Genomic DNA, 24,242 nt, shown 5'->3' with positions numbered 1-24,242 from the left:
TAAGCCCATCGCAGCTTAGACTATTGTAATGGGACAAGCCTATCTTGTTGATTCTATTAAGGGTAAAGGATTTGAAGGTGCAGCTATCTTACCCGCAGTTTAAAGTTTAGTTCTACCAGCCGTTAATCAACTATGCCAGGTGTACGAGTCGGGTTACTGCATTCTCTGAGTGGAGCGATGGCTTATAGGGAAAAGCCGTTGCTAGAAGCGGAATTAATGACCATTGCCCAAATCAATGATCAGGGGGGGGTTTTAGGGCAAATCATTGAACCCATGATTGAGGATGGTGCCTCAGACTGCTTCACCTTTGAACAAAAAGCCCAAAAATTAATTCAACAGGACGGTGTTACGACCCTGTTTGGCTGTTGGACTTCGGCCAGTCGTCACGGGGTTAGACCGGTACTTGAAGCCTTTAATGCTCAACTTTGGTATCCGGCTTCCTACGAAGGGTTAGAAAATTGTAGCCAAATTTTCTACACGGGGTTTTGTGCGAATCAACAGGTTGAATTAACGATTAGTTGGTTATTGCGAAACCAGAAAACCCGATGTTATTTATTGGGTTGGGATCAGGTGTTTTCCCATACCATGAATAAATTGATGAAAGTCCACCTCAAACATCATGGTGGGGAGGTAGTTGGAGAAGCCTATGTTCCGTCTTCAACGATGGATTTTGAACCTATTATTACTCGGATTCGACAGGCACAACCGGATATTATTATTAATACCCTCAGAGGCGATCGCAATTTAAGTTTTTATCGCCAGTTTTATGAAAGTGGAATTAGGGCTTCTGATTTACCGATTTTAGCCACCTCTTTCTCGGAATCTGAAGCGCAAAGACTTCAAGAAGCCGCCGTTGGTCACTTCAGTTGTTTTCATTATTTTCAAAGTTTAAATACCCCAGAAAATCATCAATTTGTTCAATCTTTTAAACGCTTTTATGGAGAAGAACGGGTTATCAATAACTCTATGGCAACCGCCCATACTCAAATTCATCTCTGGAAACAAGCCGTTGAATTAGCTGAATCTTTTGATGTAGAACGGGTGAGAATTGCAGCCTATGGACAGCGTTTTTTGTCTCCTGGAGGATTAGTTCGTTTAGAATCCAATCATCATGTTGCTAAGGTTTGTCGTATTGGTCAGGTATTACCCAATCAGCAATTTGAGGTTTTATATACCAGCGAAAAACTGATTAAACCGTTGCCTTGGTTGGGGTTTAATGAAGATAATTTTAATGCCTCTGGCATTGTTTTTGAGTTATTATCTGAACTGAGTCAAGGCATTGAAAGAGCCGAACAATTAGAACAAAAATCGATTGAGTTGCAAGCGACAAAGGCGCAACTCCAGCAGGAAATTGAAACTCGCAAACAGTTTGAATTAGCACTCCAAAAGGCTAATGAACAATTAGAAAAAAAGGTAGAAGAACGCACCGCGGCATTAAAAGAATCGAATGATAATTTAGTCCAAGAAATTGTCCAGCATCAACAATCAGAAAATGCCCTGCGCATGGCTAGAGATCAACTGCAAACGGTTTTAGATGCGGTTCCAGGAACGGTTTCTTGGATTGACTCAGACTTGTGTTATATCGAAGTGAATCAACGATTAGCGGATATGCTTAACCTTCCTAGGGAGCGTTTTATCGGTCAACATATTGGATTTTTAGGAACCAGTTTAGAATTCCAAGATTTTGTTCAAGATTTATTTGATAGTCCTGAAATTGACGCCTATCGAGAAGTCAGAAATCAGGTGAATGGAGAGTGGCGATATTATTTAATTGTGGCTCAAAAGTATAATTATAATCGAGCAGCTTTTGTGGTGGGAATTGATATCACCGAACGCAAACAAGCTGAAGAATCTTTGAAAAATGCTAAAAATCAATTGCAAACAGTATTAGAAGCTGTTCCGGGGACGGTTTCTTGGATTGATTCCGATTTGTGTTATATCGAAGTAAATCAGCGATTAGCCAATATGTTAAACCTCCCTCGGGAGCGTTTTATCGGTCAACATATTGGATTTTTAGGAACCAGTTCGGAATTCCAAGATTTTGTTCAAGATTTATTTGATAGTCCTGAAATTGACACCTATCGAGAAGTTAGAAATCAGGTGAACGGGGAATGGCGACATTATTTAATTGTGGCTCAAAAGTATAATTATAATCGAGCAGCTTTTGTGGTCGGAATTGACATTACTGATCGCAAACAGGCTGAAGAATCTTTGAGAAATGCCAAGAATCAATTACAAACAGTATTAGAAGCAGTTCCAGGGACAGTTTCTTGGATTAATTCAGATTTACGTTATATCGAAGTTAATCAACGCTTGGCAGATATGTTTAGTATGCCTAGAGAAACTTTTATTGATCAAGATATTGGTTTTTTAGGCAATCATTCAGGGTTTACCGAATTTATCCAGGATTTATTTAATAGTCCTGCGATTGATGCCTTTCAAGAGGTTTCATTTTTCCTGAATGAAAAGTTACGATATTATTTAATTGTTGCTCAAAAATATAATGATAATCAAGCTGCCTTTGTCGTCGGAATTGATATTACAGAACGCCGGGATGCCGAAGAAGCATTAAGACTCACCCAAGATCAATTAGAAGCGGTATTAGATGTGGTTCCAGGGACAGTTTCTTGGATTAGTTCAGATTTACGTTATTTGGGAGTCAATCGTTATTTGGCATCAACTTTTGACCTCAAACCCGAAGATTTTGTTAATCAAGATATTGGGTTTTTAAAAGCAAGTTTTCAGTTTAATAATTTCGTCCAAAACTTTTTTGATCATCCCGAAAAAGACTCCTATCAAGAAGTCATGTCTGTAATTCAAGGTAAACCTCGGAATTATTTAATTGTTGCCCATAAATATAACCAAAATCAAGCGGCTTTCTTTGTGGGCATTGATATTACAGAACGTAAACAAGCAGAAGAAGCCCTAAAACAAGCAGAAGCTAACTATCGGAGTATTTTTGAGAATGCTGTTGAAGGCATATTTCAAACCACACCTACAGGGATTTATTTAAGTGCAAATCCGGCTTTAGCTCGAATTTATGGTTATCAATCTCCTGAAGAATTAATCCAAAATCTAACTAATATTCAAGACCAACTCTATGTTCAACCTCAGCGTCGCCAAGAGTTTCTTAAACTATTAGCAGAACAGGGTGCAATTGTCGGATTTGAGTCTCAAATTCGACGCTTAGATGGACAGTTAACTTGGATTTCAGAAAATGCTTTTGCTGTCCGAGATGAAGCCGGAAACCTACTCCATTATGAAGGAACCGTCGAAGATATTAACGAGCGAAAACAAGCAGAAGCCGCCCTACAAAGGGCTATGGAACAGTTGGAAATTCGGGTGGAAGAACGCACCGCTGCCCTGAAGGAAGCCAACCATCAATTAGTCAGAGAAGTTGCCGAAAGAACCAGAATTGAAAATGCCTTACGAGAGTCGGAAGCCGAACTGAGAGCTTTATTTGCTGCGATGACGGATGTAATTACAGTGTTTGATGCAGAAGGAAGATATAAAAAGATTGTCACCACAAATTCAGAGGTTTTATATAGTCCCACAGAAGAACTGCTTGGCAAAACTGTGTTTGAAGTTTTTCCAGCTAGTCATGCCACTTTATTTTATAATCAAATTCAAGAAGTATTAAACACCAGGCAAACTTTAAATATTGAATATAGTTTAGTTTCTGCTGAATATCAACCCGGACATCATGGAACTAATTCATCTCCTTTGAATCCGGGAGATGAAGTTTGGTTTGCGGCAACGGTGTCTCCAATGCCGGATAATTGTGTGATTTGGGTGGCGAGAAATACAACCGAAAGACGCCGGGTTTTAGAAGCATTACAAGCAGAAAGAGAAAAATCGGAACGGTTATTATTGAATATTCTCCCTCCGTCCATTGCCGAACAACTGAAACAGAATCAGCATTCTATTGCTGAACGTTTTGAAAAAGCTACGATTATGTTTGCGGATATTGTAGATTTTACCGGATTTTCTGCTCGCATTTCTCCCTCAGAATTAGTTAATTTCCTGAATCAAATTTTTTCCGCTTTTGATGAATTAGCCGAAAAACATCATTTAGAAAAAATCAAAACCATTGGAGATTCCTATATGGTGGCGGGCGGTTTACCCACTCCTCGCCATGACCATGTGGAAGCTATTGCAGAAATGGCTTTAGATATGCAGGCAGAAATTCGCCGATTTCAAGGACAAATGGGTCAATCTTGTAATTTAAGAATTGGGATTAATACCGGGCCAGTGGTGGCGGGTGTAATTGGCACAAAAAAATTTATCTATGATTTATGGGGAGACGCCGTTAATATTGCGTCGCGCATGGAATCCCAAGGAGAAGTGGGTAAAATTCAGGTGACAGCTGCTACTAAAAACCTTTTAAATGGCAAATATGATTTTGAAGAACGGGGTTTAATTGATGTTAAAGGTCGAGGAGAAATGCTGACCTATTGGTTAACTAAACGCCGATTGTCATAGAATTTGAAAACTTCCAACTCTCTGCCTAAAACCGACTGGTTTATGGGGTATTTTTTCTCAAAAATTAGTTTTCAGATTCAACTTTTTCTGTGTTTCCACCTTTAATCCATCCCGTGCGATCTCTATCAGTAATAACCCGCACTTTTTGCCATTGTTTATCATCACTTTCTCCCAAGACAACCACTTTTTCTTGATAGGCAATGCCACCAATTCGGTTAGCCTCCGTACTGGGAGTATCGCGTAAAATCAAACCAATCGGCTGGGTGACAATCGCCTGATAAGCACCGGGTTCAAGTTTTTCTGCCTCTGGAGTTGGGATCGGGGTTGGCGTGACCGCTGCTTGGGGAGTAACTGGATTTGCTGCTATTTTTGTTTGGGGGTTATCATTGGGAAAGGTCGGACGTTCTGGAAGTTCTGATAAACGGGCTGCAAAATATAAGGCGGTAGCAACCGTTGCACCCGCTAAAATCAAAATTGCCAGGAAAAAACCCACAATAAATTTAAAAACACCATAAAGACTCATAGTTTTTGGAACCGTTCTATACATAGGTTTTAAACCCCGATCAAAGATACCTATAATACCATCAACCGGTTGACACTCTCAGATCTGAAGACGCTGAGTTTTCAATCTCCCAGACCTGTCTTATAAGCGACGATGTAAACTACTCTGTCGAGAAGCTAAACGGGCTTTCCCCGCCGCTGCCCACTCTTGCAGAAACTCAATTTGTTCTTTAGCAGTTCTGGCTAAGGGGACAATTTGACTCGCTGCTTCTAAAATATCATCGGTTGTGAAATCTCGGTTTTGACTAAAACCAATGTGCATGGCTTCAATTAAGGTCTGTTCAATTTCTGCCCCAGAAAAATCCGGGGTTTCATAGGCTAATCGTTCTGTATCATAGTTTCTAATATTTTGGGGACGTAGTTTAGACAAATGCACTTCAAAAATGGCTTTTCGTTCTTCTTGATAGGGTAATCCCACAAAGAAAATTTCGTCAAATCGTCCCTTTCTTAACATTTCCGGGGGCAAAGATTGAATATTATTTGCCGTTGCGACCACAAAAACCGGGGAGGTTTTTTCAGCTAACCAAGTAATAAATGTTCCAAACACTCGATTACTGGTTCCTGAATCTCCTCTACCATCTAATCCCGAAAAGGCTTTGTCAATTTCATCAATCCATAACACACAAGGGGCTAGGGCTTCTGCTAATTGAATCATTTGTCGGGTGCGAGATTCCGATTCTCCTACTAATCCTGCAAATAACCGCCCCACATCTAATCTTAATAGGGGTAAATGCCAATGATGGGCGATCGCTTTTGCCGTTAAGGATTTTCCCGTGCCTTGAATTCCTACTAATAATAACCCTCTGGGATAGGGTAAACCATATTGTCTCGCCCGTTCTGAAAAGGCTCCTCCCCGGAGTAATAACCAATCTTTTAAATTATCTAATCCCCCAATATCCGAGATATTTTCCTGGGCAGAATAGAAGTCTAAAATTTGAGTTTGACGAATGGTTTGGCGTTTTTCTTCTAAGATTAATTCAATATCATCGGCTTGTAATTCTCCATGGGTGGCGATCGCTTTTGCCAAAATTCGGCGAATCCGTTCCATCGAAAGTCCCTGACACGAACGCACCATTTCATCTAATAAACGAGGTTCTACCGGATGTCCTGTGGAGGTTAATAGCCGTTCCACTTCCGTTTTAATTTCTGTTTGATTGGGTAAAGGAAATTCTAAAACCGTTAACACTTCACTCAAGTCAGAAGGAATCGAAATTTGGGGAGAAATAATCACCAAATTCTTAGGTTGAGATTTTAATTTTTTGGCTAAATTTCTTAATTTTCTCGAAATTGCAATATCTTCTAAAAATCGATGAAAGTCTCTTAAAATAAAGACAGCAGGCATCGCCTCGGGTAGTTTTTCTACAAATTCTAAGGCTTGTAACGGATTCCGTTTTCCGGCTCCTAAATCATTAGGATTTCCCTCTTGATATCCTTCCACAAAATCCCAGACATAAACCCCACGGTTGCCTTGATCTTTTGCCGCCTGTTTAATTACGGTTTCGACTCGTTCTTCTTCTAAAGTCGGAATGTAAATAATAGCGTAGCGCGATCGCAATAATAGCTTCAATTCCTCATTGAATTTATTCATAGAAAGAATAGGGGCAGGGGGGGTAGGGGAGCAGGGGTAGCAGGGGAAGTGGTAGGGGGAGCATCCTCCCTCGCTGACTATGAAATGTTAACAATGTTAACTATCAACACCTCTTAATTACAAAATAGGGTGGGAGCGTGAAAGCCCACTGGCTTTAGTCGTGGGATGAAACGCGACGCAGGCGCTTTTAAGCGCCGTCATCTACTAATTTGATTTGTATCCAATTAGTCAATATTTATGTTATCATGTTTTCCATGATCAAAGTAACTCGGACTATAAAAATAAAATTCGTGGATCTCAACCGTTGTAAAGCTCAAATGTTCGAGCAAATGACGGAAGAAAACACACGGATTGCTAATAAGTTGTTGTCATTGCCGATTAAAGAACGGCGTAAAATGACGACAGCTAAAATAATGTCCGAGTTGAAATCTGCCCTAGTCAATCAAGTCATCCGACATACCACATCCCCGACGGGTCGCAAAACTAAAAAATATAAAGTTCTTCCCGTTGAAGTTAATAACCAGAACTGGAAGTTAACCCAGAAAGGTAATACTTATTCAATTAGCTTTCCTACTCTCAAAGGAGAAAAAAGAATCCCCGTTGAAGTTGCATCCTCTTATTGGCAATCTATTTTAGATGGATTACTAGAGGGAAAAATTCAAGGAGGATCTTTTAAGTTAATTAAACACAGAAATAAGTGGTATATCTATCTGTCAATCAATGAGGATGTTCCAGAAGTTAAGACAGAGAAACGGTTAGGATGCGACAGAGGGCAGAATAATTTAGCGGTAGTTGCACCCAAAAAAGGTTTTGGCAAATTTTTTAAGGGTCAAAGTGTTAAGCATCGAAGACGTTATTTTCAACAACGCAGAAAACAACTTCAAGAAGCTAAAAAGTTTCGGGCCTTAAAGAAATGGAACAAGAAAGAGCAACGATGGAGCGAGGCAGTTAATCATACCATTAGTCGCCGAATTGTTCGTTTTGCCCAATACCATAATGCTGATGTTGTAATTGAAGATTTAGAAGGATGTCGCAACACGATGAAACAGAGCCAGAAATCTCGTTCTGATTCAGGCGAATCTCGACACAGTTGGTCTTATTATTCTTTGGAACAGAAACTTAATTATAAGTTAGCTCTCAAAGGCTTGAAACTGATTAAAAGACCTGCTCCGTATACTTCTAAATCCTGCTCAACTTGTGGTGTTATTGGAAAAAGAAATCGACAGGATTTCAACTGTCCTAATGGTCATTACCATAATTCCGATCTTAATGCTGCGAAAAACCTAGCCCAATGGGATGGTTTTTCTTGTGATTTAAACCTAAAAAAAGGTGTCTCTGTAATGGATTCATCCGGTTTAAATTATGGGGTGCTTGGCACACCCCCGAACTCGGTGAATACTGTTAAAGAAAAGTACATTCAACTGTCTCTTTTTGACTGGGCTAGATACGAGAATCCCACCCCTTTAGCGTAAGCAGAGGGGTGGGAGTGTCAATGTAGATTTTGCTTTAAATCTTGTAATGAGGCCCAGCGTTGATCGACAATAGGCTGGGATTCGGTTGATATCGGTTTGGGAAGTTCACAGGGCCCCTCACAGAGTTGGCGTAGGGGTAGGGCTAGGCACAATTGCTGATAGAGCCAATCCCCCAGTAAAAAATGACCTTGGGGGTGCAGACTTTCCACAGGTTCATCTAAAGAAATTTCTACTTCAGCTTTAGAAGTATCGACTTTATCTGCCAAAACGTCCAACCAAATCAACTCAGAAGTATCGACCTTCAACCGATGGTTATATTGTTTTAAACATCGGTCACAGGTCAAAGTCACAATCGTTTCCGCCTGAACCACCGCCTCGATATAAGTGGTTTTGTGACTGACACGCATCCGACCTCGAACCGGAGTTAGAGTTTCTAGCTCAGGGAAAAGCTCCTGAAACTCAAATTCTAAAGAGCGGTTTTGTGTCCTGAGTAAATCTGGGATATAGATGGAGTCCATAATTATTTTCCCACCTGCGGTACAATCAGTAAGGCTAAACAGAGTTTTCGGTGTCTAGCCTTTTATTTTAACCACCAAACGGCGATCGGGTTCCTGTCCCCGACTATAGGTTTCCAAATCATCGCTTTCTTGGAGAAAGGAATGAATCAGACGTCGTTCTGCTGAAGACAGGGATTTAATTTCCACCTCTCCCCCGGTCTCTCGGACACGACTGGCCGCATGGTCAGCTAAAGCCCGCAATTCCAAATGACGTTGAGTTCTATATCCGTTGAGTTCTACGGTGTAAGAGGTGCGATTTTCGTCCTCCTTGCCCAGATTATGAATCGCGTTGAGTAAATATTGAATCGCATCCAAAACTTCCCCGTCTTGGCCGATTAAAGTTGCCACCTGTTCGGGGGTGAGATTAACTTGATCAATGGTTAACCAACAGGAGTCCGTTTCTAAACTGGGTTTTACCTGGGAGGGAACCGCCCCTAATTTGAGCAATTCCTCCAACCATTCTTGCCCCTGTTGTATATCGCTATTGTTCATTTGTACTATTGAGCCTTTTTCTTAGAACGTCCTGGTTCAAAGGGTAATGCTTCTCTTTCCCCATCAACCGTTGCTAATTTAGCGGTCTTACTGGATTCTTCCACAATTTTTTGCAAGTGTTCGGGTAGAGGTTCCCGGGACAAAATAAATGCTTGAACCGTTTGGAAGATATTCGCAATCAGCATATACAGCAACACACCCGCTGGCAGGGGGAAGAAGAAAAACATCCCACTAAACAGTACAGGTGTAATTTTATTAATGGTATCTTGCTGAGGATTGCCACTGCTGGAACCTTGTCCTGATAAGACTTGGTTGAGATATAAAGATACCCCAAAGGCCAGAATCATCCCGACAATATCCCAATGAATCTTACCATCGGGATCAACGGCTCCGACCCGACCCAAGGCATCAATAAACAGAAATCCTTTATCCGAAGCTAATCCCCTCAGACCAACTTGAATCGTGACATCTCCAGGAGCTAAGGCCAGGATTTGACCGTTTTCACCAACTTGGATCTTATCTTCCCCTTTCAGAATTTTCCAGGTAGGGATTAAGTTGACTTCTGGATATTTCTCCAATTCCGATGTTAAGGGTTTACCGTCAACGGTTTGGAGTTCTACCTGTACCTTTTCGTTCACCCCTAAACGATTACCACTGGGAATCATTGCTACAACCGAAGTATGAATTCCATCGGCAAAATAATAGTTTTGAGCTTTCGTGGCGTAGGCTTGGGGCTGAATTTGTTCTATCTGTTCCTGGGGTAAAATCTGTAGGTCTACGCTGTAGTTGACATCAGAAAAGGGTGAACCCCGCAAAGTGGCAAACAGAGCAAAAAGAATCGGCATTTGAATCAGAAGCGGGAAACATCCAGCTAGGGGGTTTCCCAGTTCTTTGTAGACTCTGCTCATTTCTTCCCGTTGTTTCACGGGGTCATCTTTATGCTGTTGTTGAATTTGATCAACCCGTTCTTTCATCAACGGTTGGGTGACTTTCATTCGCCGCATATTGCGAATGGAACCCGCATTCAAGGGGTAAAGCGCGAAGCGAACCACTAAGGTTAACGCCACAATCGCTAAACCATAACTAGGCACGATCCCGTAGAAAAAATCTAGGATCGGCAACATCACATTATTGGAAAGAAACCCGATACCAAAGTCCATTCTTTTGAGTTTATTGAACTGCTTGCGTCAAATATATATAATTTTAAGAACCATCAGCCGACGCTGGACTAATAGGTTGGCGACAACCCACACCATCCGTCAGCTTTCAGGCTCAACACCGAAAAAACTGCATCCTTTTCCCAGATTAGCGGCTGGTTGTCGCACTGGCTTTTTGGGCCTGGGGTGAGATTTTATCGAGGATAAAATCATAGGCTTCTCGAAATCGAGGGACAGCCCGCAGTTCCAGACGAGACCCATTTTTCAGGGTGACAACCATATCCCCCCAAGTCCCGAGTCCTCTGGGAACCTTCACGATTTTGATGATTTCCGAATAGACAATATCGGTACGATCCTGTCCCATCCATCCACCGATCACAGAGATTCGGCGGTTCGTGATCCGATAGCGCAGCCATAATGCCCGCACAACCGCGCCAATCGCCAGAGGGATGCCAATAACTGTCAGTCCTATTAATAGATTGATAATGAGGTCGCCGATCGCTGGGCCTCCTTCATAAAAACTTTCCTCCCGTATACCCATTTAAAACCTCTGCTTCTACCAACAACTTTTCTAATTCTTGCAGAATTTCTGAATAATTGCACTGATCGGCCGTTGGTTTAACGACGATCACAACGTCCCAACCAGGTGAGATCAAGGGTAAAAACTGATGCCAAACTGCTCTAATTCGACGTTTAATCCGATTCCGAACCACAGCCCGTTTACTGACTTTTTGACTTATGGAAATCCCCATCCTAGTCGGCTGAACACAGGACGAGTCGGTTAAATTTCGTTCTGTTCTATGGGGCTGAACTCGTAATGCCCTCAAGGTTAAATGAGGGGTTTTGCGATGCAGTCCTTTGCTATAGACGGCTTTGAAGTCTTTGGGATGCCGGAGTCGATTGATTTTCGGTAACATTAATTAGGTACTGCTACCCACAAATCCAAAATTTCCTTTAGCTTGATCATCAGGATGGCAATGAGTTCGTGGGAATAGCAATAGGTTTTCTTGAATTGGGATCAAGTAATTAAAACGTTAGACGCGCCCGTCCTTTCCTGCGACGAGCTTTGATAACTGCTTGACCGTTTTTTGTCCGCATTCGTACTCTGAAGCCAGAAACTCTTTTCTTTTTGCGGTTCGTTCCTTGCAGGGTTTGTTGAGCCATTGCTTACCTCCGGTGCCTTTTTGTTAATTTGTTAATTAAAAGTCACAATTTTTCAGTGTATCACATCTTTTGGACTTTAGATGCCGGGTGCAAAAAGCTGCTCCGCAACTACAATATTAATCAATTGTCAAAACCCAGGTTCCCACATAACGCAACATCGGCACATCCCCGGGGGAGCGAATATTGGCATTAAAGTTGAAGACGCCCCCAAAGGTGGGATTTTTGACGTTAGAGAGAACGATTTCTACTTTAGTCCCGGCGGGAATTGGTTCTCGGGGATAAATTTGGATGATATGGTTTTCTTGATCCCAAATCACATCTTCTAAAGGAATGGACTCATTTTCATCTTTGAGTCGAATTTCTACTGATTTAGGATCAATTTTGCCTTTATAGTAATCGGGATAGGTGATGGAAACTTCGGCGATCGCTAAATTTAACTTATCAGCCGGAAGTCTTAGTTTATAACGATCCCATTCTCCCGACCGTCCGCTTTGGAGAAAATAATTTAAGATATTGGTTTTATCGGGGCCACTCAACAAAGTCATCCCCGGTAAACCCTGGGCTTGGGTGATTTTCGCCAAACTGGTCAGGGCTAAACCCGTTATTAATATCGCAGAAAATAGTCGTCGCATATCGGCTCCTGTAAAAAAAATTAAGTTTTGTTTAAATTTTAGCAACTATATCAAAAATAGGTTAAAGGATTAAAATTTTACATCGACCCAACACGCGGGCTATTGTAGCATTTTTCGGGTTTTTCATACAATAATTACAGGTAACGACCGATTCATCCCAACGCCTTAAGTCGTGGGCTTTCTCGGTCGTTACCTGTAAATTCAACTCATCAATCCTACAGATATGGTAGTTATTGATTCCCTGCTTAAGATCGCTAATTGCAGTAATTAGGTCACGAGTAAACAGATGAGAATGACCGCCCCCTTCTGTTTCTCTTGTTTTTACCCGAATCAATAAACTTACTTTATGATCGCCAATTTTCGGTATTAACTCAACAGAAACATCAATCGTGTGTTTTCCCAGCTTGATTTGTTTGTCAGCAATTTTAATCTTTTTAAATGTACCATAGTTTCCATAAATAGAATAATAATATATTAATAAAAATCAGAGTCCACCTGCTTAACTTCATCTAATCTTAACCCTAGCAATTCTGCAATTTGCTCATCGCTCAAGCCAAATTGCCGTAACTTACCAACTGTTTCAATCTTAGTTTGATACTTACCTTGCTGGAAGTCGGGAGTTACAGGCTGACTTTTATCTGGGGTATCACCACGCTGATCGAAGCAAACATTAATGTATCCAATACTATTGCTATTAATACTATTATTACCAAAATTAATATTCAAATTTCCCTGTCGTTCTAAGACTGATTTAAGATTATATTTATCAACAGGTTCATCAAAGACATCTGATAACATTTGTAAAAGCTCGTAACCTACATCCTTAGCATGACCGAAAGAACAACCATAATTTTCTGCAATGTCCATATATTTCTGTCGTTTCAGTGTTCCCTCGATAATGCGCCGCTGCAAGTCATTTAGATGTTGGCCTGTCTTAGCGTAAACAACTTGCTCTACAAATTGCAATACTTCGCGAATGTCCATCAGCCAGGTATGTGAGAGAACTGAAGTTATTATATCCGACTTTATCCGACTTTATCCGTCTCGATCCGACTTGTAACTAAAAGTTAAAAAGATCCGTCTTTTTCCGCTTTTTAGTTTTGGAGCGATCGTTTAGGATATTGATGAGTAAAGCGATAGACTGTTGAATCATAAAAAGTATGCGAATTATATTTTTAGGCCCGAATGGGGCAGGCAAAGGTACTCAAGCTGCGATCGTAGCCAAGGAATTCGGGATTCATCATATCTCAACGGGCGAACTACTGCGCGAGGAGCGAAAGGCGAAAACAGAGATAGGCCAAAAAGCACAATCTTATATAGATAAAGGGGCATTAGTCCCTGATAGCATTGTGCTAGATATTGTAAAAGAGCAACTGACGAAAAAAGAAGCAAAACCAGGTTGGATATTAGACGGATTTCCTCGGAATGTCGCTCAAGTAGGGGCGTTAGATAAATTATTAAGGGATTTAGATCAGGCAGGTTGTGATTGCGTGATCAATTTTGACGTACCAGACTCAGTTTTAATTCAGCGACTGAGAAAGAGGGCTATCAAAGAAAATCGTACAGATGATACACCAGAAGTTATTCGGCGGCGCATCCAAATTTTTCAGGAAGAAACTGCACCTTTAATCAACTTATATAGTGAGTGGTTGTTGCTAGAAACCATCAACGGGTTTATGTCGAAAGAGGCAGTGACATCAGCAATTAAAGAGGTTTTGTCAGAAGTAAAAAAGTCCACTAAGTCCTAATTGATAAATCAAGGGGTAAACAACTTATGTCTTTTAATCAAGCCGATAGAAATATCATTCGCGGTGGCGCGGGGATTAGCAGTGAGCTTAATTATGATATTTACGCTGAATTACTGTGTGATATGGCGATCGAGTCTACACAACCACTTTCGAGACAAAATCAAGATCATAAAGAAGGAGCTTTTACCATTGGTATTTTTGGTTCTTGGGGGAGCGGCAAAACCAGCCTTATGGCGCGGATGAAACGGGATTTTGAAAAATTAGCGACTCCTAACACAAAATATAAAACTGTTTGGTTTAATGCTTGGAAATATGACGATAAACTGGATATCAAAAATGCTCTGATCCAGACCATTCTTAGTCAAATATGTGAAGATGAAAGTATCTCTCCAAAAGAGCGTCAAACTATTACAAAAGCCGCTTTAACTTATTCAGTTTGCGCTTTTAAATTAGCTGGCGTTTTAGGCAGAGGATATGTTAATGGTGCAACAGCAGGTTTTATTAATACCGAAGCCATAGCTAAACAACTTGCAATGTTAGTTAATCCTGGTGAAAACCCTCACCTCATTAATCCTTATCAATTTATCAATGAATTTGAGGATGTCTTTGGAAAAGCAGTAAAAAGTTATGTGGGTAACAATGGCCGATTGATGATATTTATTGATGATTTGGATCGTTGCTTACCAGAAAATGCTTTATCTGTCCTAGAATGCTTGAAATTACATTTAGATCAGTCTAACTGTATTTTTGTCATTGGAATTGATAAAAGAATTATTGAGCAAGCGGTGGGACAAAGATATCCTAAAGAGCTTGGCATTACTGGGAGAGAATATATAGAAAAAATCATCAATCTTAACTTTTTTCTCTCTGATAAAGATCAAGAAGAAGTTAAAAATAGACTGCTTCAAGGTTCTTTGACTGCCCAGTATAGTAATGATGAAAAAATATGGGGGATGATTTCTCAAGCTACTAATTCAAATATCCGTAAAATGCAGCAATTTATTACTGCTTTTTATATGATTCAAGAGATTGTCAAAAAACACAACTCTACCCTTGCTGATAAGCTGGCACAACCAGGATTAAGCAGCGATCATCGAAGCATAATTGAAAAGAAAAAAATAGACTGGAATACTGATAACAAGTATAAATTTTGCAAAATAATTTTACTCCAGTTAAATTTTCCTGAGTTTTATGATCGTTTAGCTAACAATCATCAACTTATAGATCAAATATACACTGCTTGGCAAAATGAAGGTGTAACAGATAATGGCATAGATAATTTAATCAAGTCTACGAACAAATATCCAATATTTGCACAATTCTTAGAAGATCGAAATTTAATAGATTTTCTAGTTACCTACTATCAAGATGGTAAAATAAAAAATAGTGATGACTGGAAAGTGATTCAAAAACTATCTCAATCTGTAACTTATATGTAATGTTTGAACAATTTAAGTCAATTTTTGACCAAGTTGTTATTTGGGTTGATGATTTTTTATCAGAAACACAAACAGAAAATTCTAACCTAGAAAACAAAAGGAAGTCGGAGTCTCAAACTATCGAATCAACTCTTGAAATCAATGTCAATATGGAAAATAGCGATGCAGTCAGTTTAGAAGATACGAAAGTCATAACCCATGATTTTTGTATCTTGAAAGACACAGATACAGTAGCAGAAGCATTAGCTCTAGTTACTGTGCAAAATGCAAGTGAAATTGTTATTGTCGATGAGGATAAAAAATTTGCGGGTATCCTAACTGACTTATCAATTTTACAATCATTACCACCGCCAGTTTTAGATGTACCTGTTAAGTTTAGAATTAAAACCCCTAAATTTAGCAAACAATTAAATGAGGAATTAGTTAATAGTTTAAAAAAGCCGATAAAAGAGGTATTTGAACTAGAAAAAATTAAGCCTTATACATCTAAAAATCAGAGGTTAATTTATGCGATGGATAAATTGGTCGAATCCTATAAATCAACTTCAGCCATCAGAGTTTTACCTATTATCAATGAGGACGAAACAGTTTATGGTGTAGCTTCTCCCGAAAGCATCTTAAGTCACATTAAATCTAATCAAGCATTTTGTCAATTGAAAGCAGAACGCTTTTTAGGGTTATCGGAAGTGAGTGGTATGGAACAACCATATACTCTACTACCATCAGATACCCTAGCTCAAGCTCGATTTGCGATGAAATATTTGCCGATAGAGCATATAACTATCTGCGATAAAGATGGCAATTTGCTAGGAATAGTTGATAAAAAGCAGGTGACGACACTGACTCATCCGATGTATTTTAGTTTAATGGGTATATCATTATCGGAAATAATGAAACCTTTAACTAAATTATGTTTGGTCGATAAAAGTCAACCGTTGCAAGAGTGTATTAATGCTTGCTTAAATTTGGCATTTAAGGAAGTAGTTATTATTGAACAATTGGCAGGAAAAATTTGCCCGAAAAAGGTAGTAACTCCAATTGATATTTTACAATTTCGCGTACAAGTTTACCGTCAAAGTTAAACAATAATGGAGGATTTTAATCATGTCTATTAATAATATGAACTCACTTATTAGTCAGGTTTTTCCTAGACTTTCACAGAATAGACCATTATACTGGTTAAAGCCAACTGACAAAGTGGCCAAGTTAGATGCTATGATGGATATACGGAAGATCAGACACGTCCCCATTATTGAGCCTATTGATCAAAGCGTTCAACCAAGAGGAGAGTTATTAACTGTTATTAACAAAACAGATTTAGTAAAAATTTTCACTCCTCCTAATGAACTATATCCGCCCCAATTTCCTCTTACACCTCAAGAAAAATTGGCAGTAGCAAGCTTTAGTAAAGATATTAGTGCAAAACGTATTAATCAAATTCCAGAGTTTGTACAACTTATGACGATACCTGTTAAAACTCTTTCTCTTGGCAATAGTACAGTTGGTAATGTATTTGACGCTTTAATCAATCCTGTAAAACCCGAAGGACAAAATTTTACTCGACGATATCGGACTCTATGTGTATATGGGCACAATCAGCTTATTGTAGGAACAATATCTTACACGGATGTATTGCATGAAATCAACGATCCAGATCCAAGTCGTACACAGTTCTTAATGGCAACTATAGATCAAAATAGCCTATTTAAGAAAAGAGCGGATCTTATCGTATTAACTGAGGATGAAGATTTGCTCCAAGCCCGAAAGATTTTGAACGACAATGACTTCACTCATATTCCTATCACAACACCAGATGGTAGATTTGTGACAGGAATAGTTGATGATGTGATTGTTAATACTTTCTTACACGATGAAATTTTTGATCTATACTCAGAATTGCCGTTGAAACATATTATGCTTCCGCTAAATAAGAGGAATAGTGTAAGTCCTGGGACTGTGACATCTAGGGTGATTGAAACATTTGTTCCACCTAATTCCAAGGATAGACCTACGGCTCTTGTAGTTTGCACAGAAGACCCTAATAGTGGGAATTTTACCTTAGACGGAATAATCAGCTATACTGATATCTTCCGAGGCTTCCTACGTTATATAAATCCAGGTTTGCCAAATCCTGAAACTCCAGAATAAACTGCAAGATAATTGACGCAAACCAACTCAAAAAATGCTTCCTAAATGATAGAATTAACTTGAGACAATACTGGTGAATTTTGATTAAAATTAGTCCGCGTAGGCGGACTTTGTTTGTGTAGCTGCGATTTTAATCGCCGAGTCTATTAAAATTGAGCGCGAACCGTAAAGCAATAATCTCCACCAGGTTCTAATTGATAATCATACTTTTCTAAAAACCGTCCTAGGGGTTCTTGTATTAAAGCTCGTCCTTGGGACGGTTGAATTGTGAGTTTTTTGGTATGTCGAAATCGCCACTGAAATCGCCACTCATAATCCCCAGCACTCACCTCCCCTTCGAGTAGACCCTGGTGCCAAGATTGTCGCGTAATTCTGACATACGCTGTTGTTTCAGGTAAACTTTTAGAACTCACTCTGGGTTATCAACAAGACTGCGATTATTATATAAACTCATGGCTTTTTCCACACCTTGATGCAAACTTAAATCGATCGCTTCTCCCACCCATTTTAGAACTTGTTCCATGATTTGCATTTCCGTTGCAGAAAATTTTCCCAGAACATAGGAAACCGTTTCCCGTTCCATTGTTCCAGTCATTGATTTGGGTTTACCAATGCCAATTCGCAACCGAGGAAAATTTTGGGTTCCTAAATGGGAAATCGTAGATTTCATCCCATTATGACCTCCTGCGGAACCGGACAACCGCAGTCGTAACCGTCCTAGGGGTAAATCCATATCATCATAAATCACTAATACCGATGTCGGAGGAAGTTTATACCAATCAACGACAGCCCGAATTGCCTGTCCCGACAAATTCATATAGGTCAGAGGCTTTAATAATCTAATTTTTTCGCCAGAAGATGTTACCCCTTCCCCAAATTTACCTTTAAATTTGCGATTTTCTGAAACGGGAATTCGCCAAGCCTTGGCTAAAGCATCTATCGCCTCAAAACCAATATTATGTCGGGTTTGTTCATATTTGTTTTCAGGATTTCCTAAACCCACTATTAATTGAGGCACAATTAATATTTTAGCAGGTGTAACCTCCGTAATCATAATCATTAATATAACTAAATAACGTTAATTTCTCTATGTTACCCATTAATTAATCAAGGGTATTTTTGATGGAATTTTCTTGAGAAGTGGATGCGACAGTTGAGTTATTTTCTGGCTGGATTTTAGCTGTTTCTTCTAACTTTTGAGCTTCTTTTTTAAATTCATCTTCAAACTCTTTAGAAGCCTGTTGAAACCCTTTTAGGGCTTTGCCTAAACTACTGCCAATTTCTGGCAATTTTTTCGGGCCAAAAATCAACAGTGCCAGTACCAAAATTACTGCCATTTCGGGTAAACCAATGCCAAATATATTCACTAAAATAGTCTCCTAAATTACAAAAAAATAATCGATAGTTGTTACCAATAGAAAACCGTGAACTGTGATTTTTAACTTTCCAGAAGTAGAAATCTAGGACTTGAGTTAAGTATTTTTAGTTATTATACTTAAAACTCATTGCCTAAATTACTCCTCACAGTTCACGATTAACTGGATTTTAAACTTGATTAGCGGGTTAAATTAGCCCAGTTCACATCCACATTTTCGAGTAGCAGTGAGGAATTATAAATCTGTAAAATAATTAACAGAAACACGAAAAACAGACCCATAAACACTGCCATTAAAGAGGTAGTTCCCCAACCTGGAGAAACTTTACCATACTCGGAATTTAAAGGTCTTAGTAAATCTCCTAACCAAGTCCGTTGTGCCATAGTTCACCTAAATTTTTTACGTCAACAAAATTTTTTCTGGATTTTGGACACTCTCACCGCTTCAAGCCAGGGAAGAGATGGGAGGCTTAGGCTAATGTTACCCGATTTAGGTGTCCCCATCTCGGGTTAAACATAATATCCTGGCTCCAGTACCCAAACAATTGTTAAATTGTCTTAAGTTTTCTGAGTATTTTATTATAGAAGCATACGAATAACAAGGGACTAATCATCATGGAACCCGCATTAACTCTGAGTATTTCTATCGCTGTGGTTGTGATCGCCCTGACGGGATATGCAATTTACACCGCTTTCGGCCCCGCTTCTACCGACCTGCGCGACCCCTTTGAAGAACACGAGGACTAAATGGGCTAGGAAACCTCGCCTTGGCATAATATACCTGTGATACAGATATAAACAGCAACTATATGGGCGAGAAGACCTCGCCCCTACAATGGGCGAGAAGACCTCGCCCCTACCAGCAATCGGTAACGAGGTTGTAATCTTTTATCGTAGGGGTGGCGTCCCTCCAAACCCAACAGTTGAGAATGGGGGAGGGGAATTGAGGATTTTAATAGCGCGTCTGGGGTAGAATAGAAAGTTTGGCAAAATAAACACAACCATTATGGGCAACACATTTGGGCATTTATTTCGGATCACGACCTTTGGAGAATCCCACGGTGGGGCGGTGGGAGTTGTGATCGATGGTTGTCCTCCCCGATTAAAACTTGATATTACAGACATTCAGGCGGAACTGGATCGACGTCGCCCCGGACAAAGCAAGATTACCACTCCTCGCAAAGAAACCGATACCTGCGATATCCTCAGTGGCGTGTTTGAGGGGCAAACCTTGGGAACCCCGATTATGATTATGGTACGAAACCAGGATACTCGCCCCCAAGATTACAGTGATATGGCGGTAAAATATCGCCCTTCCCATGCCGATGCCACCTATGATGCGAAATATGGGATTAGAAATTGGCAAGGGGGGGGAAGATCTTCGGCCAGAGAAACCATTGGACGGGTGGCTGCCGGGGCGATCGCCAAACAAATCCTTAAACAATACGCCGGGGTAGAAATTATTGGTTATGTGAAACGGATTCAAGATATCGAAGGAGTGATTGATCCCAATACCGTTACCCTAGATCAAGTAGAAAGTAATATTGTCCGTTGTCCCGATGGCAATTGTGCCGAAACCATGATAGAACGGATTGAACAGGTTCGAGATCAAGGAGACTCGATTGGGGGAGTAGTGGAATGTGTGGCTCGAAATGTTCCATTAGGACTCGGATCTCCAGTATTTGATAAACTAGAAGCAGATCTAGCGAAAGGCGTAATGTCCTTACCCGCGAGTAAAGGATTTGAAATTGGCTCTGGCTTTGGTGGTACTCTGCTCACAGGCAGTCAACATAACGATGAATTTTATATTGATCCTGTGGGTGGCGTCCGAACCGTAACCAATCGATCGGGTGGAATTCAGGGTGGCATTTCCAATGGAGAAAATATTATTATCCGAGTAGCATTTAAGCCAACTGCTACAATTCGGAAGGAGCAACGCACCGTCACCCAGGAGGGAGAGGAAACGTTGTTATCGGCGAAAGGACGGCATGACCCTTGTGTTTTACCTCGGGCTGTGCCAATGGTGGAAGCGATGGTTGCCCTTGTGTTGTGCGATCATTTGCTGCGTCATCATGGTCAGTGTGGAACTTTGAAGCCTGAAGAATAAAATGGAAACCAGCCTATCGTCTGTGGGGGCTAACCCTCAGAAGCTCTCTAATTTATCTGCTCCCGACTCTAAACCCGAGGATTTTGTGATCCAGTTCTGGGGGGTTAGGGGCAGTATTCCCACCCCTGGAAAAGAGACGATTCGTTATGGGGGCAATACCTCCTGTTTGGAAATGCGAGTGGCTGGTAAACGCTTGATTTTTGATGGCGGAACTGGCCTGCGACTCCTAGGAGATGATTTACTCAAAGAAGCCCCGGTGGAGGCGTATATGTTCTTTACGCACTACCACTGGGATCATATTCAAGGATTTCCCCTGTTTACCCCGGCTTTTATGCGGGGCAATTGCTTTCATATTTATGGGGCAATTCCGCCGGATGGGGAGTCGATGAAACAACATTTTATTGACCGGATTTTGCATCCTAATTCTCCAGTTCCCCTGACGGGACTGCAAGGTGACTTGAGATTCTATACACTCAAGCCCGGAGACTCGATGATGTTGGATGATATTCTGATTGAAACCGGACAACTGAACCATCCGAATACGGCTATGGGATATCGGGTGACTTGGAAGGGACGCACGGCGGTTTATTGCTCCGATACCGAACATCTCCCTGATGGTCTGGATGAAAATGTCTTAAATCTGTCTCAAAATGCCGATATTTTGATCTACGATGCTATGTATAGCGATGAGGAGTATCATAATCCTAAATCTCCGAAAATCGGTTGGGGACATTCCACTTGGCAAGAGGCGGTAAAGATGGCTAAAGCTGCCGGAGTCAAGCGAGTAGTCATTTTTCATCACGACCCTAGCCATAGCGATGACTTTTTGGATCAGATAGAAAAGGAAGTCCAGGCCATATCTCCCCAAGCAATTATGGCACGGGAAGGGTTAGTGGTTCCCGTGGGATTTTAGAGAATCGATTAAGTAAATTCCTGCCACCATTAGACGGTGCAAATTCATATGAAATCAGCACTAAAACCAATTATAGTTGCTTTGGTAATCGGGATATCAGTCCTGAGTTTTAGCTTAAATGCGATCGCGGTTGATTTTGACCAAAAAGAGGTAGATCAGGATCGATTTGTGGCGATCGCTGTGCCTCGCGCCTTTGGACATACTTTAGTCATTGTGGAACAGGTCTCGGATAGTCGCCCCTGTTGGAGTGAAAGCGGTAGTCAGCCCACGATTGTTGATCCGTTACTGCTGAATTTTGATTTTACTGGGATTTGTGGACGGGCTACCGATAGTAATGGTTATTCGGTGAGAATGGCTGGAACGGATTTGGTGCTGTCCCATGCTTTGAGTGTTCAAAGTACGCCTAGTGATATTTTGTTAGTTGCCCAGTCCCGGGCCGATGCCTACGCGCCACCGATTATTATTGGTAGAACCTATGGATTTACCAGTGGTTTCGCTAAAATAATTTTAGAACCCGGTTGGCGTTTAACCAAACGAGTTTATCAGGGAAAAACTTTAGGTCATATTTATTTTACTAGCGATTCTTCTGCCTTTTAAATAAAGGTTGAAATGGAGTTATGCGATCGCTTATTCCTCTAAATCAAAGGATTCTTCTAATTCTAATTCTAAAGACAACTGGGCTTCTACTGATTCTAACTTCACATCTTCCCGCTTGGAAACATAATCAACTAATTTAATCCAGTCAATCTGATTATTTTTCATAAAATAACGCATAAATTCTTGCGTCATTTCATTGATTTTAGCAGAATAAGTTGCTTTAAAAATTTCATCTTTTTTCTTGGCTTCTATATCAATGGGTACAATCATCTCCTGGTAGAAATTATCATCTTCTGAGATAAAATTCCAAAAATCTTGGCCAGCATATTTAAAATAGACTTTATCTGGATCTTGATCCGCTTTCAAAGGGTTTTTATCTTTTCCATACATACAACCATTTACAGCCACAATTTCCTGAGTTATTCCTCGGTCTCTTAAAATTATTCTGGCTTTTTTAAAGTTATCTTTCATTCGATTAATTTGATCGGAATTTCCCCAGCTTATTCCTGATTTAATCCCAACGATATAATAAATTCCTCCTCTCTCAAATTCCAGATCAACACTATTAAGCGTTGATTTAACTCCTCCGTATAGTGTTTCTGAGATATATATAGCAAAACCTTCTAATAAATTTCCGAAAATCGTTTCTTCTTGGGAAGATAGAAAAGCATCAACAATACTTTTGACAAATTCTCCCGCCAATTCAATATTTTTAGCCTTAAATAAATAAGGATTTTTACGCTTAATAATATCTCTAATCTGAAGTTGTCTCAACTTTTCAAACCGTTTGTCGTAGAAGGGGTTCAAAACATTCTCAATTAGATATTTAGAATAAATTTGATGATTCGATTCGCTCATGGCTAAATTATTAACTTCTTGTGGTTGATTAATCCCAGTAAAACTTTGATTTTGACAATTAAATAGGGTTTTTTCTATATTAATTAAAGCCCCATGATAATATTCTTCTTTAATCTCAATACCAATATAATGTCTACCTAACTCTTTCGCTACCATCGCAGTAGTTCCCGAACCCAAAAAGGGATCAAAAACTGTATCCCCTGGTTCTGTAAATAATTGAATAAACCATGAAGGCAGAGATTTAGGAAATGTAGCGCTGTGATTTTTATTGCTGCATTCCGTTGCTAAATGTAAAACATTGGTAGGATAAGCCATTGTCCGTCCCAACCAATTAGATACATTTTTGCCAAATCCACTTTCGACCTTAGAATTATCCCGTATCTGATCAATTTCACTCAAATTTTTTAAGCGAGTTTTAGCCCAATCTCCCATAGGAACCATAACCCTTTCTTGATACATCTTGAATTTTTTCTGCTTATTGAACTGTAGACAACGTTCCCAAGCATCACGAAAACGATTAGGCCATTTACCAGGATAGCTATTCTTTTTATGCCAAATATATTCTTCAGTCCATAACCATCCTTGTTGTTGCATTTCTAAAATTAACTTAATAACGTAGTTATGCCTTTCTCCATTAACAACTTTTTCTTTGATATTAATAATAAAGGTTCCATCTTCTTTTAAAACTCTGTACAATTCCAGAGAAATAGGAAGAAACCATTGGACATAATTATCTGGATTAATCCCGCCATAGGTTTTCTTCCTGCTATCTGCATAGGGAGGAGATGTTACAATCAGATCGGCTATATTAGAAGGAATTTGCTGCAAAACTTTTGAGCAATCACCTAAAATAATTGTGTTGTGCCAATCTTTTTCAGAGGTAATTATTTCCTGCTGATTGGGATTTGATATTAGTTTTAATTCTGGGGGGTGAATACTCAATGTAACTCTC

At 40.0% G+C, this 24,242-nt stretch carries 25 protein-coding genes; 10 read left to right on the top strand and 15 right to left on the bottom strand.

What is annotated here, in order from left to right; genetic code table 11:
* The first annotated feature begins 132 nt into the window (after positions 1-132).
* Entirely contained in the window at positions 133-4,482 is a 4,350-nt protein-coding gene (locus AC2D3N_RS10660; protein ID WP_079679233.1) for a transporter substrate-binding protein, read from the top strand.
* A gap of 64 nt (positions 4,483-4,546) precedes the next feature.
* On the opposite strand, the gene AC2D3N_RS10655 is transcribed toward AC2D3N_RS10660, so the two are convergent.
* Together AC2D3N_RS10655 and AC2D3N_RS10650 are read right to left on the bottom strand one after the other, a co-directional pair.
* A complete protein-coding gene (locus AC2D3N_RS10655) occupies positions 4,547-5,005 on the bottom strand; it encodes an SH3 domain-containing protein (protein ID WP_079679596.1) in 459 nt (152 codons plus the stop codon).
* Between the two features lie 120 nt (positions 5,006-5,125).
* Complete coding sequence (locus AC2D3N_RS10650) at positions 5,126-6,631, bottom strand: AAA family ATPase (protein ID WP_484693584.1); 1,506 nt, start codon at positions 6,629-6,631, stop codon at positions 5,126-5,128.
* Between the two features lie 245 nt (positions 6,632-6,876).
* On the opposite strand from AC2D3N_RS10650, the gene AC2D3N_RS10645 reads away from it, so the two are divergent.
* A complete protein-coding gene (locus AC2D3N_RS10645) occupies positions 6,877-8,103 on the top strand; it encodes an RNA-guided endonuclease TnpB family protein (RefSeq protein ID WP_484693583.1) in 1,227 nt (408 codons plus the stop codon).
* Between the two features lie 17 nt (positions 8,104-8,120).
* Here AC2D3N_RS10645 and AC2D3N_RS10640 read toward each other — a convergent pair whose 3' ends face one another.
* From AC2D3N_RS10640 to AC2D3N_RS10605, 8 genes are all read right to left on the bottom strand, one after another.
* Positions 8,121-8,621, bottom strand: coding sequence for a YceD family protein (locus tag AC2D3N_RS10640; protein WP_484693582.1), 501 nt, complete (start codon positions 8,619-8,621; stop codon positions 8,121-8,123).
* A 54-nt stretch (positions 8,622-8,675) separates the two neighbouring features.
* Positions 8,676-9,152, bottom strand: a complete 477-nt coding sequence (locus tag AC2D3N_RS10635) for a Jag family protein (RefSeq protein WP_484693581.1) — start codon at positions 9,150-9,152, stop codon at positions 8,676-8,678.
* Positions 9,153-9,157: 5 nt separating this feature from the next.
* Positions 9,158-10,312: a membrane protein insertase YidC gene (gene yidC, locus AC2D3N_RS10630; protein WP_484693580.1), complete on the bottom strand. Its 1,155-nt coding sequence runs from the start codon at positions 10,310-10,312 to the stop codon at positions 9,158-9,160.
* Between the two features lie 145 nt (positions 10,313-10,457).
* Positions 10,458-10,850, bottom strand: a complete 393-nt coding sequence (locus tag AC2D3N_RS10625; RefSeq protein WP_079677591.1) for a PH domain-containing protein — start codon at positions 10,848-10,850, stop codon at positions 10,458-10,460.
* Positions 10,822-11,226, bottom strand: a complete 405-nt coding sequence (gene rnpA, locus AC2D3N_RS10620) for a ribonuclease P protein component (protein ID WP_484693579.1) — start codon at positions 11,224-11,226, stop codon at positions 10,822-10,824. The genes AC2D3N_RS10625 and rnpA overlap by 29 nt, the downstream gene beginning before the upstream one ends.
* 109 nt (positions 11,227-11,335) lie before the next feature.
* Positions 11,336-11,473 carry a 50S ribosomal protein L34 gene (gene rpmH, locus AC2D3N_RS10615; protein ID WP_071782564.1) on the bottom strand — a complete coding sequence of 46 codons (138 nt, stop codon included), beginning with the start codon at positions 11,471-11,473 and terminating at the stop codon, positions 11,336-11,338.
* A gap of 116 nt (positions 11,474-11,589) precedes the next feature.
* Positions 11,590-12,105, bottom strand: a complete 516-nt coding sequence (locus tag AC2D3N_RS10610; protein ID WP_079677969.1) for a DUF2808 domain-containing protein — start codon at positions 12,103-12,105, stop codon at positions 11,590-11,592.
* 474 nt (positions 12,106-12,579) lie between these two features.
* Entirely contained in the window at positions 12,580-13,089 is a 510-nt protein-coding gene (locus tag AC2D3N_RS10605; RefSeq protein ID WP_484693578.1) for a helix-turn-helix domain-containing protein, read from the bottom strand.
* Positions 13,090-13,265: 176 nt separating this feature from the next.
* On the opposite strand from AC2D3N_RS10605, the gene AC2D3N_RS10600 reads away from it, so the two are divergent.
* Genes AC2D3N_RS10600 through AC2D3N_RS10585 form a run of 4 tightly spaced genes read left to right on the top strand, consistent with a single transcriptional unit; the run spans position 13,266 to position 17,440 of the window.
* On the top strand, positions 13,266-13,853 hold the full coding sequence (locus AC2D3N_RS10600; RefSeq protein WP_484693577.1) for an adenylate kinase: 588 nt from the start codon (positions 13,266-13,268) through the stop codon (positions 13,851-13,853).
* Between the two features lie 26 nt (positions 13,854-13,879).
* Positions 13,880-15,292, top strand: a complete 1,413-nt coding sequence (locus AC2D3N_RS10595; RefSeq protein ID WP_484693576.1) for a KAP family P-loop NTPase fold protein — start codon at positions 13,880-13,882, stop codon at positions 15,290-15,292.
* Positions 15,292-16,374 (top strand): CBS domain-containing protein, encoded by a 1,083-nt coding sequence (locus tag AC2D3N_RS10590; protein ID WP_484693575.1) that lies wholly within the window; start codon positions 15,292-15,294, stop codon positions 16,372-16,374. The genes AC2D3N_RS10595 and AC2D3N_RS10590 overlap by 1 nt, the downstream gene beginning before the upstream one ends.
* A 22-nt stretch (positions 16,375-16,396) precedes the next feature.
* Positions 16,397-17,440, top strand: coding sequence for a CBS domain-containing protein (locus AC2D3N_RS10585; RefSeq protein WP_484693574.1), 1,044 nt, complete (start codon positions 16,397-16,399; stop codon positions 17,438-17,440).
* A gap of 146 nt (positions 17,441-17,586) precedes the next feature.
* On the opposite strand, the gene AC2D3N_RS10580 is transcribed toward AC2D3N_RS10585, so the two are convergent.
* From AC2D3N_RS10580 to psbH, 4 genes are all read right to left on the bottom strand, one after another.
* Positions 17,587-17,853 carry a DUF3146 family protein gene (locus tag AC2D3N_RS10580; RefSeq protein ID WP_083622532.1) on the bottom strand — a complete coding sequence of 89 codons (267 nt, stop codon included), beginning with the start codon at positions 17,851-17,853 and terminating at the stop codon, positions 17,587-17,589.
* Positions 17,850-18,494, bottom strand: coding sequence for an aminoacyl-tRNA hydrolase (gene pth / locus AC2D3N_RS10575; protein WP_484693573.1), 645 nt, complete (start codon positions 18,492-18,494; stop codon positions 17,850-17,852). The genes AC2D3N_RS10580 and pth overlap by 4 nt, the downstream gene beginning before the upstream one ends.
* 49 nt (positions 18,495-18,543) lie before the next feature.
* Positions 18,544-18,807: a TatA/E family twin arginine-targeting protein translocase gene (locus AC2D3N_RS10570; RefSeq protein WP_484693572.1), complete on the bottom strand. Its 264-nt coding sequence runs from the start codon at positions 18,805-18,807 to the stop codon at positions 18,544-18,546.
* A gap of 188 nt (positions 18,808-18,995) precedes the next feature.
* Positions 18,996-19,199, bottom strand: a complete 204-nt coding sequence (psbH, locus tag AC2D3N_RS10565) for a photosystem II reaction center phosphoprotein PsbH (protein ID WP_042151338.1) — start codon at positions 19,197-19,199, stop codon at positions 18,996-18,998.
* A gap of 231 nt (positions 19,200-19,430) precedes the next feature.
* Here psbH and psbN point away from each other — a divergent pair, with 231 nt between their 5' ends.
* The 4 genes from psbN (at position 19,431) to AC2D3N_RS10545 (ending at position 22,432) form a co-directional block, all read left to right on the top strand.
* Positions 19,431-19,562, top strand: a complete 132-nt coding sequence (gene psbN / locus AC2D3N_RS10560) for a photosystem II reaction center protein PsbN (protein ID WP_079679270.1) — start codon at positions 19,431-19,433, stop codon at positions 19,560-19,562.
* 259 nt (positions 19,563-19,821) lie between these two features.
* Entirely contained in the window at positions 19,822-20,922 is a 1,101-nt protein-coding gene (gene aroC, locus AC2D3N_RS10555) for a chorismate synthase (protein ID WP_484693571.1), read from the top strand.
* A 1-nt stretch (position 20,923) separates the two neighbouring features.
* Positions 20,924-21,835, top strand: coding sequence for an MBL fold metallo-hydrolase (locus tag AC2D3N_RS10550; protein WP_079679273.1), 912 nt, complete (start codon positions 20,924-20,926; stop codon positions 21,833-21,835).
* A 48-nt stretch (positions 21,836-21,883) separates the two neighbouring features.
* A complete protein-coding gene (locus AC2D3N_RS10545) occupies positions 21,884-22,432 on the top strand; it encodes a DUF3747 domain-containing protein (RefSeq protein WP_484693570.1) in 549 nt (182 codons plus the stop codon).
* Between the two features lie 30 nt (positions 22,433-22,462).
* Here AC2D3N_RS10545 and AC2D3N_RS10540 read toward each other — a convergent pair whose 3' ends face one another.
* Complete coding sequence (locus AC2D3N_RS10540) at positions 22,463-24,232, bottom strand: PmeII family type II restriction endonuclease (protein WP_484693569.1); 1,770 nt, start codon at positions 24,230-24,232, stop codon at positions 22,463-22,465.
* Between the last annotated feature and the right edge of the window lie 10 nt (positions 24,233-24,242).

The organism is Planktothrix sp. PLAVEN19ND (assembly GCF_057220675.1).
The sequence above is the reverse complement of the archived record's forward strand: the minus strand, read 5'-3'. Positions and strand labels throughout refer to the sequence as shown.

Bases quoted from the DNA above. Each gene is read 5' to 3' on its own strand.
- AC2D3N_RS10660 (WP_079679233.1), top strand. From the start codon at position 133: ATGCCAGGTGTACGAGTCGGGTTACTGCATTCTCTGAGTGGAGCGATG.
- AC2D3N_RS10655 (WP_079679596.1), bottom strand. From the start codon at position 5,005: ATGAGTCTTTATGGTGTTTTTAAATTTATTGTGGGTTTTTTCCTGGCA.
- AC2D3N_RS10650 (WP_484693584.1), bottom strand. From the start codon at position 6,631: ATGAATAAATTCAATGAGGAATTGAAGCTATTATTGCGATCGCGCTAC.
- AC2D3N_RS10645 (WP_484693583.1), top strand. From the start codon at position 6,877: ATGTTTTCCATGATCAAAGTAACTCGGACTATAAAAATAAAATTCGTG.
- AC2D3N_RS10640 (WP_484693582.1), bottom strand. From the start codon at position 8,621: ATGGACTCCATCTATATCCCAGATTTACTCAGGACACAAAACCGCTCT.
- AC2D3N_RS10635 (WP_484693581.1), bottom strand. From the start codon at position 9,152: ATGAACAATAGCGATATACAACAGGGGCAAGAATGGTTGGAGGAATTG.
- yidC (WP_484693580.1), bottom strand. From the start codon at position 10,312: ATGGACTTTGGTATCGGGTTTCTTTCCAATAATGTGATGTTGCCGATC.
- AC2D3N_RS10625 (WP_079677591.1), bottom strand. From the start codon at position 10,850: ATGGGTATACGGGAGGAAAGTTTTTATGAAGGAGGCCCAGCGATCGGC.
- rnpA (WP_484693579.1), bottom strand. From the start codon at position 11,226: ATGTTACCGAAAATCAATCGACTCCGGCATCCCAAAGACTTCAAAGCC.
- rpmH (WP_071782564.1), bottom strand. From the start codon at position 11,473: ATGGCTCAACAAACCCTGCAAGGAACGAACCGCAAAAAGAAAAGAGTT.
- AC2D3N_RS10610 (WP_079677969.1), bottom strand. From the start codon at position 12,105: ATGCGACGACTATTTTCTGCGATATTAATAACGGGTTTAGCCCTGACC.
- AC2D3N_RS10605 (WP_484693578.1), bottom strand. From the start codon at position 13,089: ATGGACATTCGCGAAGTATTGCAATTTGTAGAGCAAGTTGTTTACGCT.
- AC2D3N_RS10600 (WP_484693577.1), top strand. From the start codon at position 13,266: ATGCGAATTATATTTTTAGGCCCGAATGGGGCAGGCAAAGGTACTCAA.
- AC2D3N_RS10595 (WP_484693576.1), top strand. From the start codon at position 13,880: ATGTCTTTTAATCAAGCCGATAGAAATATCATTCGCGGTGGCGCGGGG.
- AC2D3N_RS10590 (WP_484693575.1), top strand. From the start codon at position 15,292: ATGTTTGAACAATTTAAGTCAATTTTTGACCAAGTTGTTATTTGGGTT.
- AC2D3N_RS10585 (WP_484693574.1), top strand. From the start codon at position 16,397: ATGTCTATTAATAATATGAACTCACTTATTAGTCAGGTTTTTCCTAGA.
- pth (WP_484693573.1), bottom strand. From the start codon at position 18,494: ATGATTACGGAGGTTACACCTGCTAAAATATTAATTGTGCCTCAATTA.
- psbH (WP_042151338.1), bottom strand. From the start codon at position 19,199: ATGGCACAACGGACTTGGTTAGGAGATTTACTAAGACCTTTAAATTCC.
- psbN (WP_079679270.1), top strand. From the start codon at position 19,431: ATGGAACCCGCATTAACTCTGAGTATTTCTATCGCTGTGGTTGTGATC.
- aroC (WP_484693571.1), top strand. From the start codon at position 19,822: ATGGGCAACACATTTGGGCATTTATTTCGGATCACGACCTTTGGAGAA.
- AC2D3N_RS10550 (WP_079679273.1), top strand. From the start codon at position 20,924: ATGGAAACCAGCCTATCGTCTGTGGGGGCTAACCCTCAGAAGCTCTCT.
- AC2D3N_RS10545 (WP_484693570.1), top strand. From the start codon at position 21,884: ATGAAATCAGCACTAAAACCAATTATAGTTGCTTTGGTAATCGGGATA.